The 24,612-nt window shown below is 60.3% G+C and carries 23 protein-coding genes; 9 read left to right on the forward strand and 14 right to left on the reverse strand.

From position 1 onward, the window contains the following. Positions 1 to 27 precede the first annotated feature (27 nt). Positions 28 to 1,617 carry a peptide chain release factor 3 gene (prfC, locus tag ACTG20_RS19640; RefSeq protein ID WP_085942070.1) on the reverse strand — a complete coding sequence of 530 codons (1,590 nt, stop codon included), beginning with the start codon at positions 1,615 to 1,617 and terminating at the stop codon, positions 28 to 30. Positions 1,618 to 2,046: 429 nt separating this feature from the next. Here prfC and ACTG20_RS19645 point away from each other — a divergent pair, with 429 nt between their 5' ends. Further along, the gene (locus tag ACTG20_RS19645) at positions 2,047 to 2,769 is read left to right on the forward strand and encodes an SDR family oxidoreductase (protein WP_108541512.1); all 723 of its coding nucleotides are present in this window, start codon (positions 2,047 to 2,049) and stop codon (positions 2,767 to 2,769) included. Positions 2,770 to 2,910: 141 nt separating this feature from the next. Here the strand turns inward: ACTG20_RS19645 and ACTG20_RS19650 are convergent, their stop codons facing one another. The 3 genes from ACTG20_RS19650 to ACTG20_RS19660 form a co-directional block, all read right to left on the reverse strand. Beyond that, the gene (locus ACTG20_RS19650; protein ID WP_194495162.1) at positions 2,911 to 4,758 is read right to left on the reverse strand and encodes a tetratricopeptide repeat-containing diguanylate cyclase; all 1,848 of its coding nucleotides are present in this window, start codon (positions 4,756 to 4,758) and stop codon (positions 2,911 to 2,913) included. Positions 4,759 to 4,985: 227 nt separating this feature from the next. After that, the gene (gene viaA / locus ACTG20_RS19655) at positions 4,986 to 6,440 is read right to left on the reverse strand and encodes an ATPase RavA stimulator ViaA (protein WP_075116288.1); all 1,455 of its coding nucleotides are present in this window, start codon (positions 6,438 to 6,440) and stop codon (positions 4,986 to 4,988) included. Positions 6,441 to 6,449: 9 nt separating this feature from the next. After that, on the reverse strand, positions 6,450 to 8,063 hold the full coding sequence (locus ACTG20_RS19660) for an ATPase RavA domain-containing protein (RefSeq protein ID WP_194495160.1): 1,614 nt from the start codon (positions 8,061 to 8,063) through the stop codon (positions 6,450 to 6,452). A gap of 314 nt (positions 8,064 to 8,377) precedes the next feature. Here ACTG20_RS19660 and ACTG20_RS19665 point away from each other — a divergent pair, with 314 nt between their 5' ends. Together ACTG20_RS19665 and rimI are read left to right on the forward strand one after the other, a co-directional pair. Beyond that, complete coding sequence (locus tag ACTG20_RS19665; protein ID WP_194495158.1) at positions 8,378 to 8,812, forward strand: DNA polymerase III subunit psi; 435 nt, start codon at positions 8,378 to 8,380, stop codon at positions 8,810 to 8,812. Between the two features lie 118 nt (positions 8,813 to 8,930). Next, positions 8,931 to 9,380: a ribosomal protein S18-alanine N-acetyltransferase gene (gene rimI / locus ACTG20_RS19670; protein ID WP_005340505.1), complete on the forward strand. Its 450-nt coding sequence runs from the start codon at positions 8,931 to 8,933 to the stop codon at positions 9,378 to 9,380. Positions 9,381 to 9,400: 20 nt separating this feature from the next. Here rimI and ACTG20_RS19675 read toward each other — a convergent pair whose 3' ends face one another. Further along, positions 9,401 to 9,904 carry a hypothetical protein gene (locus ACTG20_RS19675; RefSeq protein ID WP_371155262.1) on the reverse strand — a complete coding sequence of 168 codons (504 nt, stop codon included), beginning with the start codon at positions 9,902 to 9,904 and terminating at the stop codon, positions 9,401 to 9,403. 227 nt (positions 9,905 to 10,131) lie between these two features. On the opposite strand from ACTG20_RS19675, the gene ACTG20_RS19680 reads away from it, so the two are divergent. After that, positions 10,132 to 11,922 (forward strand): AMP-dependent synthetase/ligase, encoded by a 1,791-nt coding sequence (locus ACTG20_RS19680; protein WP_439987343.1) that lies wholly within the window; start codon positions 10,132 to 10,134, stop codon positions 11,920 to 11,922. A gap of 97 nt (positions 11,923 to 12,019) precedes the next feature. Here the strand turns inward: ACTG20_RS19680 and gshA are convergent, their stop codons facing one another. The 4 genes from gshA to ACTG20_RS19700 form a co-directional block, all read right to left on the reverse strand. Then, a complete protein-coding gene (gshA, locus tag ACTG20_RS19685; protein WP_194495154.1) occupies positions 12,020 to 13,618 on the reverse strand; it encodes a glutamate--cysteine ligase in 1,599 nt (532 codons plus the stop codon). Positions 13,619 to 13,679: 61 nt separating this feature from the next. Continuing rightward, a complete protein-coding gene (locus ACTG20_RS19690; protein WP_194495152.1) occupies positions 13,680 to 16,493 on the reverse strand; it encodes a M16 family metallopeptidase in 2,814 nt (937 codons plus the stop codon). A gap of 27 nt (positions 16,494 to 16,520) precedes the next feature. Continuing rightward, positions 16,521 to 16,958: a YqaA family protein gene (locus ACTG20_RS19695; RefSeq protein ID WP_194495150.1), complete on the reverse strand. Its 438-nt coding sequence runs from the start codon at positions 16,956 to 16,958 to the stop codon at positions 16,521 to 16,523. Continuing rightward, on the reverse strand, positions 16,955 to 17,932 hold the full coding sequence (locus ACTG20_RS19700) for an NADP-dependent oxidoreductase (RefSeq protein WP_194495148.1): 978 nt from the start codon (positions 17,930 to 17,932) through the stop codon (positions 16,955 to 16,957). The genes ACTG20_RS19695 and ACTG20_RS19700 overlap by 4 nt, the downstream gene beginning before the upstream one ends. Before the next feature lie 56 nt (positions 17,933 to 17,988). Here ACTG20_RS19700 and ACTG20_RS19705 point away from each other — a divergent pair, with 56 nt between their 5' ends. Further along, on the forward strand, positions 17,989 to 18,156 hold the full coding sequence (locus ACTG20_RS19705) for a hypothetical protein (protein ID WP_005308905.1): 168 nt from the start codon (positions 17,989 to 17,991) through the stop codon (positions 18,154 to 18,156). Between the two features lie 54 nt (positions 18,157 to 18,210). Here the strand turns inward: ACTG20_RS19705 and ACTG20_RS19710 are convergent, their stop codons facing one another. Continuing rightward, a complete protein-coding gene (locus ACTG20_RS19710) occupies positions 18,211 to 19,221 on the reverse strand; it encodes a Preprotein translocase subunit SecY (protein ID WP_194495146.1) in 1,011 nt (336 codons plus the stop codon). 256 nt (positions 19,222 to 19,477) lie between these two features. Between ACTG20_RS19710 and ACTG20_RS19715 the strand changes: the two genes are divergently transcribed. Together ACTG20_RS19715 and ACTG20_RS19720 are read left to right on the forward strand one after the other, a co-directional pair. Next, entirely contained in the window at positions 19,478 to 19,774 is a 297-nt protein-coding gene (locus ACTG20_RS19715; RefSeq protein WP_159158183.1) for a hypothetical protein, read from the forward strand. Between the two features lie 19 nt (positions 19,775 to 19,793). Next, positions 19,794 to 20,144, forward strand: a complete 351-nt coding sequence (locus ACTG20_RS19720) for a hypothetical protein (protein ID WP_064338790.1) — start codon at positions 19,794 to 19,796, stop codon at positions 20,142 to 20,144. Positions 20,145 to 20,193: 49 nt separating this feature from the next. On the opposite strand, the gene ACTG20_RS19725 is transcribed toward ACTG20_RS19720, so the two are convergent. The 4 genes from ACTG20_RS19725 to rpsF all read right to left on the reverse strand — a co-directional run bounded on the left by ACTG20_RS19725 (position 20,194) and on the right by rpsF (position 22,182). Then, the gene (locus tag ACTG20_RS19725; protein ID WP_194495144.1) at positions 20,194 to 20,934 is read right to left on the reverse strand and encodes a ferredoxin--NADP reductase; all 741 of its coding nucleotides are present in this window, start codon (positions 20,932 to 20,934) and stop codon (positions 20,194 to 20,196) included. A 101-nt stretch (positions 20,935 to 21,035) separates the two neighbouring features. Then, positions 21,036 to 21,482, reverse strand: a complete 447-nt coding sequence (gene rplI / locus ACTG20_RS19730) for a 50S ribosomal protein L9 (protein ID WP_005340490.1) — start codon at positions 21,480 to 21,482, stop codon at positions 21,036 to 21,038. A gap of 52 nt (positions 21,483 to 21,534) precedes the next feature. Then, entirely contained in the window at positions 21,535 to 21,765 is a 231-nt protein-coding gene (gene rpsR, locus ACTG20_RS19735; RefSeq protein ID WP_005308890.1) for a 30S ribosomal protein S18, read from the reverse strand. A gap of 30 nt (positions 21,766 to 21,795) precedes the next feature. Continuing rightward, positions 21,796 to 22,182, reverse strand: coding sequence for a 30S ribosomal protein S6 (gene rpsF, locus ACTG20_RS19740; RefSeq protein WP_005308887.1), 387 nt, complete (start codon positions 22,180 to 22,182; stop codon positions 21,796 to 21,798). 237 nt (positions 22,183 to 22,419) lie between these two features. On the opposite strand from rpsF, the gene ACTG20_RS19745 reads away from it, so the two are divergent. Further along, positions 22,420 to 23,643 carry an Nramp family divalent metal transporter gene (locus tag ACTG20_RS19745; RefSeq protein ID WP_194495142.1) on the forward strand — a complete coding sequence of 408 codons (1,224 nt, stop codon included), beginning with the start codon at positions 22,420 to 22,422 and terminating at the stop codon, positions 23,641 to 23,643. A gap of 111 nt (positions 23,644 to 23,754) precedes the next feature. Continuing rightward, a complete protein-coding gene (locus ACTG20_RS19750) occupies positions 23,755 to 24,612 on the forward strand; it encodes a hypothetical protein (RefSeq protein ID WP_194495141.1) in 858 nt (285 codons plus the stop codon).

Here is a 24,612-nt window from a genome sequence, read left to right on the forward strand (position 1 = left end):
CCATCTGGCGGGATTTGGTAAGCAGTATCAGTGCTCGCGAGTCTGGCGGAACTCCACGTCCGGGTGGCGCTCCTGTGCCAGGCGCAGGTTGACCATGGTCGGTGCGATATAGGTGAGGTTGTCACCGCCATCCAGGGCCAGGTTGACCTCGTTCTTGCGCTTGAACTCTTCGAACTTCTTGACGTCAGTCCCTTCCACCCAGCGGGCGGTGGAGACGTTGACCGCCTCGTAGATGGCCTCGACGTTGTACTCGCTCTTGAGGCGCGAAACCACCACGTCAAACTGCAGCACACCGACCGCGCCGACGATGAGATCGTTGCTGATCAACGGACGGAACACCTGCACCGCCCCCTCTTCGGAGAGCTGGACCAGCCCCTTGAGCAGCTGCTTCTGCTTGAGCGGATCGCGCAGGCGGATGCGGCGGAACAGTTCCGGCGCAAAGTTCGGGATACCGGTGAACTTGAGATCTTCACCCTGGGTGAAGGTGTCGCCGATCTGGATGGTGCCGTGGTTGTGCAGACCGATAATATCACCGGCGAAGGCGTCTTCCGCCTGCTCACGGTCACCGGCCATAAAGGTCACGGCGTCGGAGATGTTCACATCCTTGCCGATACGCACATGGCGCATCTTCATGCCCTTGCTGTAAGTACCTGACACGATACGCATAAAAGCGATACGGTCACGGTGCTTCGGATCCATGTTTGCCTGGATCTTGAACACGAAGCCGGAGAACTTCTCCTCGGTCGCCACCACTTCGCGGCTCTCGGCCTTGCGCGGCATGGGAGACGGCGCCCAGTCAGTCAGGCCATCCAGCATGTGGTCGACACCGAAGTTACCCAGTGCAGTACCGAAGAAGACCGGGGTCATCTCGCCAGCGATAAAGGCATCGTGATCGAACTCGGGAGAGGCGCCCTGCACCAGCTCCAGCTCGTCACGCAGCTGCCGGGCCAGATCTTCGCCGACGGCGGCATCCAGATCCGGGTTGTTCAGCCCCTTGACCACCCGCTTCTCCTGGATGGTATGGCCCTGACCGCTCTGATAGAGATAGGTCTCGTCCTTGTAGAGGTGGTAGACACCCTTGAAGGATTTGCCACAGCCGATAGGCCAGGTGATCGGGGCGCACATGATCTTCAGCTCGCGCTCCACCTCGTCCATCACTTCCATCGGATCGCGCACTTCGCGGTCCAGCTTGTTCATGAAGGTGAGGATGGGGGTATCACGCAGACGGGTCACTTCCATCAGCTTGCGGGTCCGGTCTTCAACACCCTTGGCTGCGTCGATGACCATCAGGCAGCAGTCGACCGCGGTCAGGGTACGGTAGGTATCTTCGGAGAAGTCCTCGTGACCCGGGGTGTCGAGCAGGTTGACCAGACAATCGGCATAGGGGAACTGCATCACCGAGGTGGTGATGGAGATACCACGCTGCTTCTCCATCTCCATCCAGTCGGATTTGGCGTGCTGGCCCGAGCCACGGCCCTTGACGGTACCGGCGCGCTGAATGGCCTGTCCGAACAGCAGGACTTTCTCGGTGATGGTGGTTTTACCCGCATCCGGGTGCGAAATAATCGCAAAAGTGCGTCTCTTGGAGACTTCACTCAGAAATTCAGCTGACATAATTCAACGTTCTTCTATTGAGCGGTGGCATCAGCCACCGTGGGAATAAATCCGGAATGCCGCTCACGGCACATGTATACGCAACGAAAGCCACGCCAGCTGGCGTATTGCCAACCTGGTGGAGAGAGGGAGGAGGGTTGCGTTACATGGGTCTTCTCGCCTGAGTCAAAGCAAAATTGCGCGACATTATACCCGCGCGAGTGAAAAATACCCAGCCTGACAAGAGATGATAATTTGGCCGTCCAGCCGTTACACAGGTTCCAACTGAACAGAAAATCAAACGCTCCGAATCGGATGGCAGCATCCGGACCACGTGGACTTGGCCCCCTCCTCATGCCAGCAACAACCACTCTTGATAAATTTTCATACTTGGACTTTCCCTACCCAGCTACAAATATGTAAATCGTATCTACATAATGGAGAGGTCATTACATGAAACATTCCACCCTGCACAATCAACAGATCGTCATTATCGGTGGTACCTCGGGTCTTGGCCTGGCCACCGCCCAGCAAGCGATCGAGCAAGGCGCCAAGGTCATTATCGGCGGTTCCAGCCGTGAGCAGCTTGCCACTGCGCTGGCTGAACTGGGCCCAAATGCCAGTGGCCATCAACTGGATATTCTCGACGTCGACTCCGTCAATCACTTTTTCAACCAGCTGGATTCGCTGGATCATCTCGTCATCACCGCCGCCGTCATGCGACCAGGCAGCTTTCTCACCGCTGCCATCGAAGACTTGAAAATCAACATGGACAGCCGCTTCTGGGGAAGTGTTCATGCGATCCGCGCCGCAGCACCCAAACTGTCCGAACGCGGCTCCATCGTGCTCACGTCCGGGATGGTGACGCGCCGCCCACAACTAGGTAAGGCACTCCCTGCCGTTGCAGCTGGCGCGGTTGAAACGCTGGCTCACAGTCTGGTTACCGAGCTGACCCCCCGTCGGATCAACGTTATCAACCCAGGCCCCATGCGCACTCCCATGTTGCTTAAAGCGCTGGGCAATGACCCACAAAAAGTGGCTGCCGTGGCGCAAAGCCTGCCGTTGAAACGCTTGGGAGAGGGAGAGGATTATGCGCAGGCCGCACTGTTCCTGATGAGCAACAACAACATGAATGGTGAGGTGCTTCACCTCAATGGCGGCAGCGCCTGGGCATAACGCCCTTCTAACGGTCTTCTGCGCTCGCGCTTGCCAATCTGCCATCTCAGGCAAGAACGAGCGAAGGGGACGAGCATCATCGCCGTATCAGAGTGCTCCCCAATAGCGATGACACCCTGGTGAGTGACAATACCCAGCCCGTCACTCGTCTGTCTCCACCCGGTTGCGCCCCGCCTCTTTCGCACGATACAGCGCATTGTCGGCACGCTGGATCAAGGCCGCCAGATCCTGATCATCGTCTCGCAGAGAGGCACACCCGATACTGATGGTTACCGGGTACGACATGCCGGGCAGCGCCCGGTTGGCGACCAAGTGACGGATCCGCTCAGCCACCCGGCACGCCTCTTCAAGGCTGGTATCCGGAAGCAGGATCAAGAACTCCTCTCCGCCGGTACGCCCCAACTGATCCTGGTGCCGCAGCTGACGATCTGCCGCTCGAGAGACCCATTGCAGCACCCTGTCTCCCTGATGATGGCCCAGGGTATCGTTGATCCGCTTGAAGTGATCGATATCGAACACCAGCAGACAAAATGGCGTGCCCTGCCTGCGAGCCAGCGTCAGCATATCGCTGCCCTGCCGCAGCACCCGACGGCGGTTGTTGATGCCGGTCAGCTCATCGGTAAAGGCCAGACGACGCATCCGACGGTTGCGATCCAGCAGCCACCCCATCGTCAGCAGCGCCAGTACCCCGCAGAGCACCATCACCACCAGCAGCCAGAAGCGACGCTCCTTGACCTGCTCCAGCTCCTGCTGCTGCAGTTTCTGCTCGACTCGCAGTCGCTCGTTCTCCCCCTCCTGACGGGCCAGCTCGAACTCGCCGCGAACCCAGGCAGTGCTCTGTTCCCGTAACAGCTGATCGAGCCGCTGCTCCTGCACAAGATGCTCCCGCAATGCGCTCAGCGCCGCCGGATAGTCGCCTTGCAACTCGAGCGCCCGACTGCGTACCCAGTAGAGCTCGAGCAAAAAACGTACGTGCCCTTCCACCTTCAAAATCGGCTCAATCTTCTCAAGCGCACGCAAGGCTGGCGCCGGTTCCTGCTGTTCGACTCTCAACCTCGCCCGCACCAGCTCGAGATGCGCATGGAGGATGGGGTCAACATCGGGAGAGAGCACCTTCGCCGCTTGTGCCAGCAAGCGTCCGGCATCAGCGGGGCGATTCAGCCCGAGCAGAGCCTCGGCCTGCATCACCATGCGTTCAGCATGCTCAATCAGATATTGAGGCTGATTATAAAAGGCCGCACTGCGTTCAAGCTCGCCCAGCGCATCCTGATAACGCCCGGTCTGCAGATAGACCATCGCCAATTGATCACTTAGCCTTGCCGAGCCAAACCCGTCGTGACTTCTGGCAAAGTGCTCGCTCAACCGGTTGAGGGTGGCGAGCGCTTCGGCATAGAGGCCCATCCGGCGAAATGTGGCTGCAATCTCGAGCTGCGCCTGGTGATACCAGGTGGGCAACCCCAGCTGTTCGTAGATATTGTGCGCCTTGGTGAGATCCATCAGCCCCTGGCCTGAGACCCCCTGAAAAGACAGCATGGCCCCCCGGCGGGCCAGCGCCAGCGCCTCCAGCTTCGGCAAGGCGGCCTCTCTTGCCAGCCGCAGCCCCTCATCGTAATCGTGACGAGCCTTCGCTACCTCGCCGAGCAGCTGATTGAACCAGCCGCGGCAAATCGTCAGCTCCGCCACGGCGGCGTCATCACCCTGCGCGCGCGCAATGGCCAGCATCCGCTCCGCATTGGCGATGGCGGTACGGGACTCCTGCATGTCATCGGCCGATTGGGCCCAGCAAGCCAGACGACTGATCCGCATCTGCTGCGACGGCGGATAGGCGTTGCCGTCCCGCTGCAAACGGGCAAGGCGCTCCCGCAGCAACTCGATCGGCTGGTAGACCCGCTCCATCCCTCCCAGTTCATTTTCCAACTGCTCGGGGGACAAGGGTTTGGCTGCCAGCCCGAACACCGCCAGCAACAGCAGCAAGGCAAGTCGGCTCATACACACTCCGGATCAATGGGAAAGATCATCGGGCAAGCCGATGCCGGAAAATCATCATCTTTTCCCCTGTAACAATGGTTGTAAAGGCTATCACCCGGACAGAGAGCCCGAATGGCAGGCTAGTCACATTTTACTGCGATATCATCGCGTTGGAATGAAAGTGGGGACGCACAGCGAAAAAGAGGGGGCGGGATAACAACCCAAGAGGGGTTGCCCCCTCCCGGTCACTAGTGATGCTGCCAGCGCCGCAGCAGCCGGCCGCGCAAGCCGCAATCGAGCAGCCAGCTGTTGTCAAATACACGCAGCAGCGCCTGCTTGGCGTGGCGGGACATGGCGACGGCGTGAAAACGGGTCTGGCGCTGGCGATAGCGGTTCATCTGATCGAGCAGGGGATGAGGCAGGCTCTGGGCGATAAAGTCGGAGATGACCAGCACATCCGCCTTGGCAAAGGCGGGATCATCGAGCTTGGCCAGCGCTTTTTCCAGGCAGGGCACCAGATCGGTACCGCCGTGAAAACTCATGGAGAGGAAGCGCTCCGCCTTGTCCAGCCCGGTATCTGCAGTGATCTCGAGGGTCGCCACCTCGGTGGAGAAGAGCATCAGGTAGCAGCCGCGCTTCTCATCCATCGCCACCTTGAGCAACGCCAGAAACAGCGCCTTGGCACACTCCTCGGGATATCCCCCCATAGAGCCGGAGGTATCGACGCAGACGATAAAGGGGCCTCGCTGCTGCAACTGCTGCCCCCCCTGCTCCGGAGTGCGCAGCATGATGCGTTGACGCGGCAAGGTGCCACGTGACTGGTAGCTGAGCAGACGCCGCTCCAGATAGCGGCGGTAGAACTCCAGCTCCAGCTCCGGCAGCCCCAGCATCACAGCTTCACTTGGCAGTAACCTCATCAGATCGCTGGCCTGATGGATCCCCACCAGATCGTCCGGCACATCGTCGCTGGGTGCTGGCTCCAACTCCAGCACCTGAACCGGCGGCACAGGTTGCTCCTGCGCCCGCCGATCCCGCTCGCTGCGCCCTAGCAGACCGGCAATCTCCGCCAGCAAAGGCTCGCGCTGCAACATGCGGGCGTATTGCTTGACCAGCACCAGACTGCGCTTGTGCCAGTGCCCTTGCGCCAGATCCCACAAACCACCGGCGGAGATCTGGTTGGGATCGAGGGCATCGGCCAGGGTGCGGCTCGCCAGCAGCTGATCTTCAATCTCCTGACGCTGCTTCTCCCGCTCCGCTTCGGCGATCTGCTGCTGCAGTTGCAGCAGGCTCCCCACCAGACTGGCGCGCCACTTGTCGATAAAGAGCTGGCGCAGCCCCTCGGTGGGGTGGGCCGTCAGCTGACGCACCAAGGAGCGGGCCTCACCGGCGAAGGGGCTGTACTGCTCCAGCGACTCCAGCAAGCCGGGCAGGCGACCAATCAGCTCGGTCATCGGCAGTTGCCGATGCGCCTGATAGAGCAGGTACTCCTGCTCCAGCGCCACCGGCACCGGCTTGTGACGGATCTCCTCACCAAGCTGCTCGCCCCAGCTCTGCAGGCGCTTTTTCAGCAACTTGCCCTGTAGCGGGGAGCGTTTGATAAATTCGGAAATCTTGGGCGAGGCCGCCAGCAGGAGCGCCACCTCACCCGCAAGCTCCCCTTCGCCAATCAGCAGTCCCAGATCCAGCATGCCGATCTCAAGCATGAGCGCTCCTTACTCGTCCAGCCTTGGCAACCGCTCGCGCCACTGGGTCAGCTCGCTGCGCAGCAGTTCGAGATCCCGGTTCAGCACGAAGAAGCTGTCCTCCACCTGCTGCAACCAGCGTGAGTCGATAAAGAGGTGTTGTTGGTGACGCTCGAACAGGCTGCGCTGCTGCTTGAGCTCCTGCATCACCTTGCCAACCTGAACCAGTTGCTCGTCGAGCGACTGCAACCAAGGCGCCAGCACCACCTCGGGGATGGCGTTGCGCTCCATCAGCACCAACGGGATCTGCTGGCGCTGGATATCGAGCACCTGCAGCCGCAGTTCATCGTCCAGCACCAGCTCGTAATGCCCCTCTTTCGGGTTGCCGAACTCATAACCCACCAGCGCCTCACCGGTGGGATGCCAATGGGAGAGCAGGGTGCGATCGAACACCAGGGTGCGGGTGAGACGTTCGGGATCGCTGCCATCCAGCGGCGCTGGGGTGAGCAGATGGAAGTGCACCTGCTTGCCAAAGGGTCTGGCATTGGCAAGCGGGATCTCGATACCCCGGGCCCGCCGGCCAAACCACTGCTTGCGTTGCCGGGCCTTTGTGCAAAGGCGTTGGGCCACGCTCTGTTTGAGCTGTTTGAACTGATCCCGCAACGCCAGCAGCTGACGGGTCATCGCCAGTTGCTGATAGCCGTAGAGACGAGAAAACTCGGTCATCATCTCCAGCAGGGCGGTGCGGGACTCCTCGTCATGCCAGAGACAATCCTTGAACAGCAGCAGATCTACCGGTGCGACCTCATCGCGGCCATTGAAGAAGGCGCTCGCCTTGATGAGCCGTACCGCCTTCTTCCAGCGGCGATCCGACACATAGCAGCGATGGGCCAGCTGGCTGTCGAGCTGCTGGCGCAGCTGATAGATAAGCTCGAAACAGGCATCCGGCAGGCGCACCTGTTCAATCTGGCTCTGCCACTGCTCGTACTCATCCCCCCGGATCTGCAGGGATTCCGGCAAGTTCTGGTGGGCGTGACCATCGCTGGCCAGCATGGATTGAAAGTTGGCTTTCTCCTGCACCCGATCCATCCAGATCCGCACCAGCATCCGGTCGTAGAGCGCTTCCAGCCCGCTGTCCGGCGCCGGCAGCTCGTTGGAGGCAGTCACCAGCAAGCGCATCGGTATGGGGTGCTGGCTGTCTCCGTTGCGAAACTGCCGCTCGTTGATGGCGGTGAGCAGGGTGTTGAGGATGGCAGGGCCCGCCTTCCAGATCTCGTCGAGGAACACCACTTCAGCCTCCGGCAGATAGCCGGTGGTGAGGCGCAGGTATTTGCCATCCTCTTTCAGCGCCTGAATAGAGAGGGGGCCGAACACCTCCTCCGGCGTACTGAAACGGGTCATCAGGTATTCAAAGTGGCGGGCGTCGTGAAAGGCCAGCTTGAGGCGGCGGGCAATCAGGCTCTTGGCAATACCGGGTGGCCCCAGCAAGAAGACACTCTCGCCACTGAGGGCCGCCAGCAGACCGAGGCGCAGGGCATCCTGCCGTTCGTAGAGCCCCTCACCGAGGGCGGCCAGCAGCCGGGGCAATCGCTCCTGGATGGGAATAAGACGCGCAGGATTCTGGGCTTGAGCTAAAGACGACATAGAGAGTGTTCCGAAGCTGGGATGATGTTAGCCCCAAGGCGCGATATCCATTTGCTCGACCTTGGGTTTTGTCTTGTTATGATGTTTATTCTGGTATCTCTTGCCGCACAATACCCGCCTCTGGCAGGGAAAAACGCAAGGGCAGTGCGATACCGTATCGACAGCGTGCTGCGCCCATGCATGGCCAGTGTCGTGATGAGTACCATGCCCGCATGCGCCAGATGATGCGTTGCAAAGGGTGCAGCAAAAGCGGTTCGAGTGTACCCTGCGCAACACAATTTTCCCCAATGCAGATCAAGAGTGAGTCGCCTCAAATGCAAGATCCCGTTCGTCAGAGCATGTTGGCCCGCATGGGCATTCAAAGCTGGCAACTGCGTCGTCCGGCATTGCTGGGCGCAGCACCCGCTCCCGAGCTTGAGCAAAACGCCACACAGCCGGGCCAGACGGCACCGGCCACCAGCGCTCCGCTGCCCAGCGGCAAACTCTGGCTGCTGGCGCCTCAGCTGCCTGCCACCACGCTGCTGGCGGATATCTGCCAGTTGCTCGGCATGACTCCCGACGAGGTCTCACTGCTCAGCGAGCTGCCGCCTGCCGATCTGCAAACGGCGGGCGCCTCCCCTCTGCTCTGGCTGACGGAGGCCAACCCCGCGCGGCCAAATGCGCTGATCTGCCCGCTAACCCCCAGTGCCGCACAAAAGCGCGCCCTGTGGCAACAGCTGCGCCAGCACCTTGCGGCCAGCGCGGCGTGATCCTGCATCATGCCGCCAAGTTCCACTGTGATGCCGCTCTTTTTACCTGATTTTACAAATGCCGCCTCTGCAACCTCTGCTAACCCCAGTGCCCAACATCTTGCCATCCGGAGCCCCCATGCCTGAGTTTCGTCCCCTACTCGAGAGCGATTTCGACCTTGTCTACCCCATCGAGCAAGCCGCTCACAAGGAGCCGTGGAGTGAGGCCAACCTGCTCTCCTGCTTCGGTCCTCGCTATCTCAACGGTTTGATGTTGGTCGATGGTCGCCCGGCGGGCTTCTATATCTCGGATCTGGTGGCCGGTGATAGCTCGCTGATGAATATCTGCGTGCATCCGGCGTTTCAGGGCAAGGGGTTGGGACGGGCGCTGTTGCAGGCCTATCTGGCGCGCAGCAAGCAAGCCGGGGCTGAGGCCTGGTTTCTCGAGGTACGGGCCGGTAACCAGACCGCCATCAACCTCTACGAGAGTGCCGGTTTTGCCGAGTATTGCCGCCGCGCCGACTACTACGGCACCGGCAACGACAGGGAAGATGCGGTGCTGATGTCGCGACTGTTCGATTTCGGCTGATCCAGCCTTTTTGTCCCCCCTCAATCGAGGGGGGCGTTGTCCAGTGCGGGATCCTGCAAGGCCAGAGTGGTATGCACTACCGCCTCGAATCCGGCACCGGAGAGCGGCATATAGAAGCCCCGCTGCCAGGTTTTTCCCGGCATCCAGATCTGGTCGATATCCACCACTATCTTGATGGGCCTGAGGGGCTGCCCCGGCTGCTGGATATAGATGCCGGGCGGTGTGGCGACTTTGGGAAAGCGGCGCAGGATCTGCTCGCTGCCATCCCCCTTGCCCGGGTTGAGCCGCACCTTCACCAGCCGGGCAAGCGGACCAGCCATCTCCTTGCTCTGCCAGAATTTCTTCTCCAGATCGCCGCAGCGGCGGCACTTGGGGGTCTCCAGCACATAGAGCAGCGGATAGCCCAACGCCAGCGCCTGTTGCTGCGCCTGCTGATACCCCTCGGCCCCCTGATACCAGGGATTGGCGGGCCCCTGTGATGACGTTCCGGCAAAGAACCAAAACGCAGCGCCCCCCACCACCATCAGCCCGACCGCGGCCAACGCCCCTTTCACCCACAGATTCATATCGTTAACCCTCTCTCTGCCTCCTAGCAGTATCGGCCAGTCTGCGCAAAGGGAGAGCTATTTGCGCTCTTTGTGATCCAAGACAAACAGCGAACACTTGTAAGCCGTAATGTTGGAGTTTAAACTCTAGCCCGATTTTTAGTGCCCTCGCGGGCGTACAACTGTAATTAAAGGATGTTTAACTGATGCCGAAGCTTCATCTGGTTCGACTGATGCGTGAACGTATTGCCCAGCTTGGCAACAAGGCTGCCCTGCGGGTTCAGCAGGATGGCCAGTGGCGCGCCATCGGCTGGCGTACTCTGGGCCAGGCCATGGACTACTGCGCACAGGCGCTGATCCGTGCCGGCCACCAGCCAACCGAAATGGTCGGCATCTATGCCCGCAACATGCCGGAGTGGACCCAGGCCGATCTCGGCATCCTTGCCGCCCGCGGCGTCAGCGTCCCTATCTACCCCACCAGCACACTCGATCAGCTGCGCTACATCGTCAAAGATGCCGGCATCAAGGTGCTGTTCGTTGGCGAACAACCTCAGTTCGATCAGGCGCTGCAACTGATTGAAAGCGGCGAGATCCGCCAGCTCATCGCCCTCGACGGCAACGTCAACCTGCGCGGCTGTGAGCAGGCGAGCCACTTCCAGACATTTCTGGTCTCCGGCAACCATCAGCCCAGCGAGCAGGAGCTGCGCGAGCGAGAAACCCAGTACCGGATGGATGATCTGCTGACCCTGATCTACACCTCCGGCACCACAGGCGAGCCCAAGGGGGTGATGCTCGACTTCAGCAACATCGCCGCCTGTTTCGAGATGCACAACAGCCGCCTCGACCTCAATCAGCAGGATGTGTCGCTCTGCATGCTGCCGCTCAGCCACGTGTTCGAGCGGGCATGGAGCTACTACGTGCTCTACTGTGGTGCCGAGAACGTCTATATCCGCGATCCGCAGAAGGTGATGGATGTGATTGGCGAGGTGCAGCCGACCGTGATGTGCGCCGTGCCGCGCCTATACGAGAAGGCCTATGCCATGATCCAGGCCAAAGTTGCTCAGGCTCCGGCTCTGCGTCGCGCCCTGTTTGGCTGGGCGACCAAGGTCGGAAAACAGATGGTTGCCACCCGTCAGGCGGGCAAGTCCGCTTCCCTGCTGCTCTACGGCCAGCTCTGGCTCGCCGAGCGACTGGTGTTTCGCAAGCTGCGCGCCCGCTTCGGCGGTCGTACCCGCTTCCTGCCAGTGGCGGGCGCCCGCTTGGCCGACGATGTGAACCTCTTCTTCCAGGCGATGGGGCTCAACCTCAAGTACGGCTACGGCATGACCGAGACCACCGCCACCGTCTGCTGCTACGAAGACAGCCAGTTCAAGCTCGGCTCCATTGGCACGGCACTGAACGGCATCGAGGTGAAGCTGGGTGAGAACAACGAACTGCTGGTGCGCTCCCCGACCGTGATGCGCGGCTACTACAACAAGCCGGACGCCACCGCCGAGGTGATGACCGAGGATGGCTTCCTGCGTACCGGCGATGCCGGTGAGCTCGACAGCCAGGGCAATATCTACTTCACCGAGCGCCTCAAGGAGCTGATGAAGACCTCCAACGGCAAGTACGTGGCACCACAGCTGGTGGAAGGGACCATCGGCAAGGATCGCTTTATCGAGCAGATCGCCATCGTCGCCGATGCCCGCCACTTCGTCTCGGCGCTGATCGTGCCCTGCTTCGAGTCGCTGGAGGAGTACGCCCGCTCCATCAACCTGCAGTACCAGTGCAAGACCGAGCTGCTGCGCCACTCCCGGGTGATGGAGTTTTTCGAAGCCCGCATCGCCGACTTGCAAAAAGAGCTGGCCAAGTTCGAGCAGGTGAAGAAGTTTACCCTGCTGCCGAGCGCCTTCTCCATGGAGCTGGGTGAGCTGACCCCCACCATGAAGCTGCGCCGCAAGATCATCGAGGCCAAGTACCAGAGTGAAATCGAGGCCATGTATAACCATGTCTGAGTACAACCACGTCTGATATCGCTCAGGTTCAGAGAAATCAAAAAGCCGCTCACTCGAGCGGCTTTTTGTTGGCACTTTGGTTGGTACGAACCCGCCTTCAGACCGAAGTGGTAGTGGTACCGAAGTAGTCGGCCAGGAAGTCATCGAACGACAGGCTGTCGCTGCGCTCGCGTTCGCGCTGCTTGGCCAGCGAATCCTTCGCCTCACCGGCAAAGTAGGCCTCATCCCAGTACTGCAGCTCCCCTGCCAGCAGCTCCTCGCGATAGCGGGTCGCCAGCTTGTCACCGTAGCAGCCGTTGTCCTTGCCGCTCTCCAGCAACTCCCTGAGCATGCGGGCGGAGTAGGTGAGCTCGGGGTTGAGCAGCTTCTCGCGATGCATCGCCAGCGTCTCGCGATAGCGGTTGCGGCCGCAGCAGCGATCCAGCAGATCGGCCACCTGAGCCAGCTCGTCGAACAGTTTGAGGCCGTACTCTTTGAGGCCAATGGCATTGCCCTGCTCATCTTCCAGCGTCAGGCCGGGACGACGCCCTTCCAGCACCACCTTGTTCTGGTTGCGGCGGTTGCGGGCAATCTCCTCGTCACTCAGCACCGGAGAGGGGCGCAGCAGGCACCAGACCAGGAACAGGTCGAAGAAGCGGATCTGATCCGCATCGATGCCGAGCGGGGTGAAGGGGTTGACGTCCACGGTGCGCAGCTCGATGTATTCGATGCCGCGCTGATCCAGCGCATCCGAGGGCTTCTCGCCGCTGCGCGGGGTGCGCTTGGGGCGGATCGGGGCGTACAGCTCATTCTCCAACTGCAACACGTTGTCGTTAAGCTGACGATACTCCCCATCCACCTTGACCCCGATCTTGGCAAAGTCGGGATTGTGGGTGTTGATGGCGCGGCGCAGACTGCTGACATAGGCCGGCAGATTGTCGTGGCTGATCTTGAGCCCAGCCTGGGCGCTGTTGGTATAACCCAGATCAGAGAGACGCAGCGCGGTGGCGTAAGGCAGATAGAGGGTACCCTTGCCGGTCTTCTCGAACGGCAGGTTGCTCTTGCGCCCTTTGAGGAAGGATTCGCAGATGGCCGGGGAGGCACCAAACAGATAGGGTACCAGCCAGCCGAAGCGGTAGACGTTGCGAATAAGCCCCATGTACTTGTCGGAGATAAAGCGCTGGCTGCAGCACCCTTCGCACACCAGATCCTGCCACTCGCTCCAGAAGCTGTCTGGCATGGAGAAGTTGAAGTGCACTCCGGCGATCACCTGCATCAGGCTGCCGTAGCGGTTCTTCAAACCCTGACGGTAGAGAGTCTTCATTTTGCCGATATTGGAGCTGCCGTACTGGGCCAGCCGGATGCTCTCTTCCCCACCGACGAAGCAGGGCATGGAGAGCGGCCAAATCCGCTCGTCACCCAGATGCTGAATCACATGGTGATGGATGTCGCCGAGCTGCTCCATCAGGCTGTCGATGGAGTCGGTGGCCGGGGTGATGAACTCCAGCAGGCTCTCCGAGTAGTCGGTGGTGATATTGGGATGGGTCAGGGCCGAGCCCAGCGCCCGGGGATGGTCACTCTGGGCGAGTCGGCCATCCGGCGTGATGCGCAGGCATTCACGTTCGATCCCGCGCCGGATCCCCTTGAGCGCGGTGAGGCGCTCCGGTGATCCCAACGCATTCAGCAACTCGGTGAGCGACAAGCTTGTTGTAGTCATATTCACGGCTCATGTGAGGCCGCCCCATCCGGGGCGGCTCTTGATTTTTATAAAGCGTCAGTTACGGCAACTGCAGCGGATAGATGGGAAGATGAAGCTCCTTCAGGGGTTTTTCAAGCTTTTGCTTGTCTCCCACCACCACGATCACCATGTCGGCCGGATTGAGCCAACGGGCCGCACTGGCCTTCAGCGCATCGGGCGACACCGTTTTGATCAGGTTGTTCTGGGCCTGCACATAGTCCGGTTTCAGGTCATACATCACCATCTGCAGCAGGAAGCCCGCCTTCTGGCCCAAGGTCTCGTAAGAGAGGGCATCCTGCTGGGAGACAGCGCTGCGCATATAGGCCAGCTCGACCGGGGTCGGGCCGCTCTTGCGGTAGTTGTCCATCTCCTTGAGGAACTGGCGGATGGCATCCACAGTCGCATCGGCCCGCACATTGGCGCCGGTGGCGAAGGTGCCCACCTCGCGGTTGGCGGAGAAACCCGAGCTGGCGCCGTAGGTGTAGCCCTTGTCTTCCCGCAGGTTGAGGTTGATGCGGCTGTTGAAGTTGCCACCCAGGTTGAAGTTCATCAGCCCGGCGGTGAAGTAATCCCCCGTGGTATCGAACGGCATGGCGCGACGACCGATGCGGATCACCGACTGAGGCGCCCCCGGCTTGTCGACCAGATAGATGCCAGGCTTGGCCTGCTCACCCTTGAGCTTGAGATCCCCCAGAGTCGGCGTTGCCCCCTTCCACTCGGTCAGGAAGCCAAGTTGCTCCTCTATCTGCTTCTGATCCACATCACCGACCACCACCACTTTGGCGTTGGTGGGGTTGTAGTAGGCCTGATAGAAGTGCTTCACGTCCGCCAGGGTCAGCTTGGCCACATCGGCAGGTACCCCGTCGGTAGGTTGACCGAGGCGGTTTTGCTTGCCGTAGACCAGCTCGCGGAACGCCTGCCCGGCCAGCCACTCGGGCTGTTGCTGGGCCTGTTGCATCCCTTGCAGCAGCTGCGCCTTGACCCGCTCGAAGTCCGCCTCCCGCATGCCCGGGCGCTCCAGCACCTCGCGCACCAGCGCCAGAGTCTGGGGCAGCTTGTCCGCCAGCGAGCTGACGGTGATGAGGTTGTTGTACTGGGCGCTGGAGACATCAATGCTTGAGCCCAGCTTTTGCAGCTCATCGCTCAGCTGAGCCTCGGTCAGGCGCACCGTGCCCTGCCCCATCATGGCGGCGGTCAGATTGGCCAGTCCAAGCTGCCCCTTATCTTCGGCACGAATACCGCCCGGCAGGGCGATCATGATGGAGACCGCGGGGATCTCGTCACTCTTGGTGCCGATGATCTCGATGTTCTTGTCGAGCTTGCCGTGCCAGATGGCGGGCACCTTGACGCTCACCGCCTCGCTCGCCTTGGGCTGCACGCTGCGATCGAAATTGTCTTTTACCGGTCGTTCGGCCAGCGCCTCGTCATGCTTGCTGTAATCCGGCAACTCGCGCTTGGCGGGGGTAAAGTTCGGGGTGGCAACCTGCCACTCTGTCTTGCCCTTGGGCACCACGCTCAGCACCACCGCAGGCTTGTCGGCGATGAACTTGTCGTAGGCGGCCTTCACCTGCTCCGGTGTCACCTTGCCGATGGCATCCAGCGTCTTGAACACATAGTTGGGATCCTGGGCAAACACCTGACCCATGGCGAGCTGGCTCACCTTGCCGGATACGCTATCCAGACCCCAGATGGCGGAGGCGCGGTACTTGGCGATCGCCTTCTCCAGATCTTCCGGCTTGAGGCCGCGCTGGGCGAACTCGCCGATCACCTTGTCCACCTCCCCCTTGAGGGTCTTGAGGCTGCCATCCTGCGACGGATTGGGGTAGGCGTAGACGGTCAGGGTACAGGCCAGCTCTTCGCAGTAGTGGGACGCCCCCACATCGATCGCCTTGCCGGTTTTAACCAGCGACTGGTAGAGCATGGAGCTGGCGGAACCGCCCAGCACGTCGGCAAACATGTCGAGTGCCGGCTCCTGCGGGTCACCAAGGGAGACAGTGGGGTAGCTGATATAGAGCAGCGGCAGGTGCACCTTGTCCTGCAGCGTCACGTAGCGGGTCTCGGGCAGGGTCACCGGCTTTGGCGTCGGCTCGGCCACGTCCGGGCCGCGCGGTATGGAGCCAAAGTACTTCTCGATCCACGCGAGGGCCTGCTTGCTGTCAAAGTCGCCGCCCAGAGTCAGGGTGGCGTTGTTGGGGCCATACCAGCGCAGGAAGAACTGCTTGAGGTCGTTCACATCGACCCGGTCGAGATCTTCCACGTAACCGATAGGCTGCCAGGAGTAGGGGTGAGTGCGCGGATAGAGCGCCTCCCCCACCTTCTCGCTCACCAGCCCGTACGGCTGGTTATCGACCCGCTGGGCCCGCTCGTTCTTGACGGTGGCGCGCTGGATCTCGAACTTCTTCTGGCTCACCGCATCGAGCAGGAAGCCCATCCGATCTGCCTCCAGCCAGAGCACTTTTTCCAGCTGGTTGGCAGGCACGGTCTCGTAGTAGTTGGTGCGATCCTTGTTGGTGGTGCCGTTCATGTCGCCACCGGCCTCGTTGATGATCCGCATATGCTCCTGATCACCGACGTGTTTCGAGCCCTGGAACATCATGTGCTCAAAGAAGTGGGCGAAACCGGACTTGCCGACCGTCTCGCGGGATGAACCGACGTGATAGGTCACATCGAGGTGCACCAGCGGATCGGAGCGGTCAGGGGCCAGGATCACGGTCAGGCCGTTGTCCAGCTTGTACATCTGGTAGGGGATGGCGAGCTTGCCCTCCTCCTTGCCCTGTTCGGCGATCAGGGTCGGTGCCGCCAGCACCGGCAGGGTGAAGCCCAGCAGAATCGTTAAAGGTATGACTTTGTTCACGGTAACCTCGTGAGTGACAAAAACAGGCTAGAAAATATGACTGGCCAGCAGAAAGACCAGGGCATAACGCAACAATTTGCCGAGCCCGATGAGAATGAGAGAGCGCCAGAAGGAGAGGCGCAGCCAGCCGGCCAGCAGACAGAGACCATCGCCGATCACCGGCGTCCAGGCCAGCAGAAGACACCAGTGGCCATGTTGTTTGAGCCAGCCGAGGGCTTTTTGTTCCCCACGCCCTTGAAAATCTTCCGGTTTTTTCTTGAAGGTGGCGAGCCAGCCGAGCCACCAAGTGGTCATGGAGCCGAGGGTATTGCCCAGCGTCGCCCACAGTAGCAGGCTCGCCATGCTCCACTCCCCCTTGGCCGCCATGGCCCCCAGCAGCACTTCGGAGCTGCCGGGCAGCAGGGTGGCTGAGGTGAATGCGCTTAAAAAGAGCCACCCCAGCCCCATCTCCATCATCTCGCTCATCCGGGATAGCCGTCGGCCGCAGGCATCCGCAGCAGCAGCTTGCCGCGCACATGGCCCCCTTCGATGGCCTGATGGGCCAGCGCCCCCTCGGCCAGGGGGAATTCACCGGCGAGGGTGACCTTCACCTCCCCCTGACGCAGCAGCATCAACATCTGACCCAGCTGCTTCTGGTCGGGGTGCACCAGCATGCCGACCACTTCGATCCCCGCCGCAGCCCCAGCATCCTTGATCTGCTGGGCAGTGATGGTGGGCACAGTCACCAAGCGGCCATCCGGTTTGACACAGGCCAGCGCCGCCTTGCCACTCTCGCCACCCACCAGATCCAGCACCAGATCGACCTGACCGGCCTCTGCCACCACAGCAGCTGGCCAGTTTGCGTCGTGGTAATCCACCATCCAGCGCGCCCCCAGAGCGTGCAGGAAGCCATGGTTGTCGGGGCTTGCGGTAGCCACCACCTCGGCGCCATAGGCGCTGGCAAACTGCACCGCCAGATGGCCGACGCCACCGGCACCGGCGAGGATCAAGACCCGCTGACCGCTCTGGAGGCCGCCGTGCTCAAGCAGCCCCTGCCAGGCTGTGAGACCGGCCAGCGGCAGCGCCGCCCCCTGCTGCAGGCTCACCCCGTCGAGCTTGACCAGCTCGCTCTCGCTTGCCACCACAGACTCCCCGTAGCCACCGGCAGCGAGGGGAAAACCGACCATGCCGCACACCCGATCCCCCTCGATCAGCGAGGTCACACCGGGGCCCACCTTCTCTACCACGCCGGAGATGTCATAACCCGGTGTCCAGGGCAGCTTGTCCTTGTTCTGGGCCGCCGCCCAGCCGAGACCGGCGCGAGTTTTGGCATCGATGGGGTTCACCCCCGCAAAGCAGATGCGCACCCGCACTTCGCCATCGGCTGGCACCTTATCGAGGGAAGGGTTGAGCTTGAGTACCGAGGGGTCACCGAATGCGGTAATCTGTAGTTGCGTCATTGCACAATCCATCCTGTTGATTGATCAAGGGTCAACAGAATAACAGCGAGGACACCATGGCTCGAATGTTTCTTATTCCTCTGTTGCTGGCACTGGGGTGGTGGGCGTTTCTGCTCTACTTCCGCATCCCGCTCAAACAGGGGGCCAAGGGGTTTTACTGGATCATCGGCATCGGTGGCGGACTGGCCGCCTTCCTCAGCCTGATGATGGTGCTGACTCACTGAGTGCCACAGCCACTCGATAACGAAAAAGGCCACCGAGTTCCGGTGGCCTTCTCACTATCCGGCTTGCTGCTCCAGCGCCGGATTGAGGTAGTAGTGGCGATTGCTCCCCTGCCCCAACACCCCTTGCGACAGCAGATGGTGGAACACCCGATCCACCTCCTCCAGCGAGAGTGACAGCGCCTGTGCCACCGAGCGCTTGCTGCACTTGAGCTCACCACTCATCAGCGCACCGCGCACCTGCGCCAGCACTTCGGGGGCGGGCTCGGGGGGCATGATGGGCTCTGGCTGGGCTGCCATCGCCAACGCAGCCTGTGCCTCTTCGCGAGCTTGATCCTGCTGCCAGCGCCACATCCGGCGAAAGCGGTTCTCCTCGCCGATCAGACTGACGAAAAAGGCACCGAACACATCGAGCAACACCGAGAGGAAGCAGACCAGCAGGAACTGCACCTGACTGATGCTCATCCCTACCCCGTCCGCCAGACTACTCATCAGCCCCAGCATGGAGGATTGTTCGTTGACCGGCTTGGCATCGCGCTGCTGGCGCAGCTCATCCTGCTGCAAGCGCAGCTTGGTGTTGGCATGCTGCAACGAGGAGACGCCACTGGAAATGCGCTCCAGCTCGATGTATTTGCGGGCCGCCTCTTCGTTGAGCTGGATCTGCCGCTCGATGCTGGCGATCTGCTCGTCGAAACGGGCCAGCTCCCGCTCGTGGCGCGCCTGCTGGCTCAGCACCGTGTTGGTGGCGCTGTTGATGCCACCGATACTACCGCCGATGGAGATGGCCGCCAGCACGCTGTAAAACAGCAGCGACCAGAAGGCACCACTCAGATCCCGCCGCGCCTTGCGCTCGCCGTACTCGTACCAGACGTAAAACTTGCCCAGCTCGAAGATGATGGCCAAGCCGCCGAACAGCCACTTCATCAGCGGGTTGTCATCGATGGAGAGGAACAGCAGCAGGGAGAAGATAATGGAAGCCAGAATGGCCAACCCGGTAAAACTGTATACCGTGGTGAGCGCGAACCATCCCTTGGGATAGCGCAACGCGGAAGCGTCCTGTGTGGTCATGGTGAAACTGTGGTGCAGTGCAGGAAAAGTTGGCTGCCGATTATAGTCGGCAGAGCCGTTCAGAGAAGGGCAAACACCTGAATTCCTTCATATTGCAAACCAGCTGCCCAGAGTGCGACCAAAACGGACAAATCGGCAGCAGAAAAGCGATACAATCCCTCCCTGACTTGATCATGTAGTGAGATGGGGAACAGTTCCGCCCGGGTTCAGCTCCGGTCTGTACACTCATCCACCGTTGCAATTATCCGAGGCCATCATGAACAGTAAGACCACTTTGCTACTCTCCCTTCTTCTGGTTACCGGCAGCGCCGCAGCGACCCAGCAATATCAAGAGAGCAGTGGCTCCGAATTCTCCGTCGATGAGCTTAAATTCAATCTGGACTGGGATGACAAGCAGTTCGGCTGGACCCAGAACGACTGCCTCGACTTGGGGGTCGGCGAAACCTCCCCGGCCGACTGCAGGGCAGTCAAATTCAATCTGGAAGATGAAGAGAACCGCAACCAGCCGCCGCAAACCAACCAGATCCCTGCCAACTCGCAGAGTGGCCAATAACGACAGGAGTACCCTTGCGATGACCCAAGCCAAACACAACCCCGTTATCCAGCGTGGCGCCCTGTGGCTCTCCCTGCTGATGGCGCATGGCATCGCGGTTGCGGCACCGCCAAGCAAAAATAGCGATGGCATCAAGATCTCCGGTGATGACATCAAGATCAATCTCGACTGGGATGACAAAGAGTACGACTGGTGGCAGGACAACTGCCTGGATCTTGGCATTGGCGACAGCCGGATCAAACTCAACTGCGACAAGATGGATGGCAAGTACCGGGATCACTACAACCGCAGTATCCACAGCGGCAATAACCCCGGGCAAGGTCACGACAAACAGAAGGATAAAAACAAGGGCAACGGCAAGAAGAACTGAACGCCCTCTCCTGATGCAACAGGGGCTTGGCGCCCCTGTACTGATTGTTTTACCAATAATTCTCCGCACTGATATTGCCCGGCGCCCGCCGCAGATTCTTGGCCAACCCCAGTGCCAGCAAGGTCTGCTGGGTCTCTTTCACCATCTCCGGATTGCCGCAGATCAGCACCTGACTCAGCTCGGGTGAAAACTCCAACTCCACTCTAGCCTGCAGCTGACCATTGGCAATCGCCGCCGGGATCCGCCCTGCCATTGCATCGGGCCAAGGCTCGCGGCTGACAAAGGGGATATAGCGAAAGCGCGCGCCATATTGCTCGGCAAAGCTGGCAATCAAATCCTGATAGCTCAGCTCTTCGCCTTTGCGCACCCCGTGCACCAACACCAAATTCTCGAAACGGTTGAAGGCCTCACCCTCGGCCAACATGGAGAGGAAGGGGCCGATGGCAGTGCCGGTCGAGAGCAGCCAGAGATCGCGCCCGGCGGGCACCTCATCCAGCGTCAGAAAGCCGGTGGCCTGGGATTGCACCAGCAGGGTATCGCCTGCTTGCAGCGAGCCGAGCGAGGGAGTCAGCTCACCGCTCGGGATCTCGACCAGATAGAACTCGTGGTATGGCGCAGAGGGGGGATTGACGAAGGAGTAGGCGCGTTGAATGCGGCGATCGCCCTGCTCGAGGGCCAGCTTGGTGAATTGGCCTGCCTTGTAGGGAGCCAGCTCGGCCGCTACCCGCAGGGAGAACAGGGTGGGTGTCCATTCGATGCGTTCGATGACGCGGCCTTCTACCCAAGCCATAAGGATCTCCTCCAGTGGAACAGATCTTCACTCTACCCTCGGGCCGGAAAATAAAAAACCCGCGCAAGTGCGCGGGTTTTTTCTGTAAAAGCGAATCGCTATTACAGGGCAACAACCTGGATCTGTACGGTTGCTTTAACGTCAGCGTGCAGCTGAACAGCAACTTCGTAGTCACCGGTGTTACGCAGAACGTTGCCCATGCGGACTTCGCTCTTGGCAACGGCTACGCCGGCAGCAGTGATGGCTTCAGCCACGTCACGGGTACCGATGGAACCGAACAGCTTGCCTTCGTCGCCAGACTTGGAAGCGATAACCACGGTAGCCAGTTCGGCCAGCTTGGCAGCACGCTCTTCAGCAGCAGCTTTGTTGGCAGCCAGTTTGGCTTCCAGCTCAGCGCGACGAGCACCGAAAGCTTCGATGTTGGCCTTGGTGGCCATAACAGCTTTGCCTTGCGGGATCAGGTAGTTACGGGCATAACCAGATTTCACGGAAACTTGGTCACCCAGACCGCCCAGTTTGGCGATTTTGTCGAGCAGGATAACTTGCATTACCTTTCCTCTATAAATTTCGTTGAGTTAGGCTTAAGTGCCGGGCCGATTCTTACTTGTTGTGCAGATCGGTGTACGGCAGCAGAGCCAGGTAACGAGCACGCTTGATGGCGCGTGCCAGCTGACGCTGATACTTGGCGCGGGTACCGGTGATACGGCTCGGTACGATCTTGCCAGATTCAGTGATGTAGTTTTTCAGAGTAACGATATCTTTGTAGTCGATCTCGGTAACGTTCTCGGCGGTGAAGCGGCAGAACTTACGACGACGGAAATAACGTGCCATGGCCTTTATCCTCTAGTCAGTGATCCAGAATTACTCTTCGGAAGCAGCTTCAGTAGCTTCTTCGCGGCGCTCGTCGTCACGACGGGTGAAGCGCTCTTCTTTGGCCTTGGCCATCGGAGAAACTTCAGTCACGGCGTGCTTGGTGCGCATGATCATGTTGCGGATAACGGCATCGTTGAAGCGGAAGTTGGTTTCCAGCTCATCGATAACGGCTTGCTCTGCTTCCACGTTCATCAGAACGTAGTGGGCTTTGTGCAGTTTGTCGATCGGGTAAGCCAACTGACGACGGCCCCAATCTTCCAGGCGATGAATGGTGCCACCGGAGGTGGTGATGGCGCCGGTGTAACGCTCGATCATGCCGGGAACTTGCTCGCTCTGGTCCGGATGAACCATGAAGACGATTTCGTAATGACGCATTTTAGCTCCTTACGGATTAATTCAGCCTCCGCCCAGGTGCAGCCAGACCTCGGAGGCAAGGAACATAAAGGTGTTTAGTCGCTGCTTTTCTAGGGCGGCGTATTGTACGAAATCACATCCCTCACTGCAACTGACTGCCTTAAATGTTTTTCCCGATGGAAATCATCAGAAACAACAATTGATAATGATTATCACTTAGATCTATTCTCTCTCCATATCCCTATGGAGGGTGATGCCATGCAACCCGCACTAACGACTACGATCCCAGCCCGCAAATTCAAACTGACCCTGCTCGGGCCTGCCTTTATCGCCGCCATCGGCTATATCGACCCGGGCAACTTCGCCACCAATATTCAGGCGGGCTCTACCTTTGGCTACCAGTTGCTCTGGGTGGTGGTATGGGCCAACCTGATGGCCATGCTGGTGCAAACCCTCTCGGCCAAGCTCGGTATCGTCACCGGCAAGAATCTGGCGGAGCACATCCGCGACCGACTGCCAAAACCGGCTGTCTGGGCCTACTGGGTGCAGGCAGAGATCATCGCCATGGCCACCGATCTCGCCGAATTTATCGGCGCCGCAGTCGGCTTCAAGCTGCTGCTTGGCGTGACCTTGCTTGAAGGGGCCTGCATCACCGCCGTGGTGACCTGGGGGATCCTGATGTTGCAATCCCGTGGCCAGAAACCGCTGGAGTTCGTGGTCGGCGGCCTGCTGTTGTTTGTCGCGGCGGCCTACATCGTCGAGCTGATCTTCTCCCGCCCCCATCTGCCCAGCCTGCTGGAGGGCGCCCTCTTCCCCGGTTTGCCCAACAGCGATGCCGTCTATCTGGCCGCCGGTGTGCTCGGTGCCACCGTGATGCCCCACGTTATCTATCTGCACTCGGCACTGACCCAGCACACGCAGGATCAGGGCTCGGTCAGCCAGCGGCTGCACACCACCCTGGTCGATGTGGCGATTGCCATGACCATCGCCGGCTTCGTCAATCTGGCGATGATGGCGATGGCGGCTGCCGCGTTCCACAGCTCGGGCCACCAGCAGGTAGCGGAGCTGGAATCCGCCTACCAGACCCTCACTCCGCTGCTGGGTCAGGCTGCCGCCACCCTGTTTGGCCTCTCGCTGGTCGCATCTGGCATCAGCTCTACCGTGGTAGGGACCCTGGCCGGGCAAGTGGTGATGCAGGGCTTTGTCCGCTTTACCATCCCGCTCTGGCTGCGTCGCGCCATCACCATGGCTCCCGCCTTCGTGGTAATCGCTATGGGGCTCAACACCACCGAAATTCTGGTGTTGAGTCAGGTGATCCTGAGCTTTGGCATCGCGCTGGCCCTGATCCCGCTGTTGATGCTGACCGGCGATCGGGCGCTGATGGGGCAACATCGCAACCATCCGGTCACACAAGCCGTCGGCCGCCTTATCGTTGCGCTGGTGATCGGGCTCAATGCCTATCTGCTGGTCGCCATGATCTAGCGAACCGTAAAACCGAGAAGAGAGGCTCATTAACTCTGGTTAATGAGCCTCTTCGCACTTTGGCGTATGCTGCCGCTTTCTCTTCTCATTTATCGTTGCGGGAGCCTTGCCATGGAACATACCCGAGCCAGCTTCGTACTGGGCCATCATCAAGAGCAGGCCAGCGTGGTCTGCTGCCAGCGCGGTGATACCACGTTGCTGGTCACCGACCTCACCCCCTTTCATCCCCAGAGCCACCTCTGGCCCGATCAGCCGGGGGATGTGGGCCATGTTCGCTGGGAAGGGGGCGAAGCAACCATTGGCCCTTGCCGAATGGGCGCCATTAGCCCGGATGGCGAACTGTTCGTCGATACTGCCATTCCGGTCAAACGGGGCGCTGAGGGGTGGCGTTTCGTGGTGGTCCATCCACTGACCGGTGACCACGCACTGGCCGTTGGCAGCCAGGTCGAATTGCAAGTAGATAGCGCTGCCCGCCACGCCCTGAGTCTGGGCCATAGCGGCTGCCATCTGGCGGCGATGGCCCTCAACCGGGTACTCATCCCCTACTGGCGCAAGGAGGTAAGCGAGCGCGATGCACTGGGCCAGCCCGACTTCGATCGTCTTGCTATTCAAAGCTCTCGGGTCGAGCCTTGCGGTTCGCGGGAGCAGTACCGAATCGGCAAGAGCCTGCGCAAGAAAGGGGTCAACAGCGAGGCGCTACTGGCAGATCTGGCGCTGATTGAAGAGAAAGTCAACCAGCAACTGGCCGACTGGATTGCAGCCGGAGGCGAGATCCGCCGCAGCCGCGCTGGCGAGGCGATCATCGATTCCCGTTACTGGCACTGCATGCTGGAAGGCCAGGAGGTGACCATTCCCTGTGGTGGCACCCATGTTGCCTCGCTCGCCGAGTTGGGAGAGGTCAAGGTAAAGCTCACTCAAGTGGAAGAGGGCTTTGCCATGCTGACCCGGGTCACGCCAACCGACGCCTGA

The sequence above is a fragment of the Aeromonas sp. 84A genome, assembly GCF_051919345.1.
GTDB lineage: Bacteria > Pseudomonadota > Gammaproteobacteria > Enterobacterales > Aeromonadaceae > Aeromonas > Aeromonas veronii.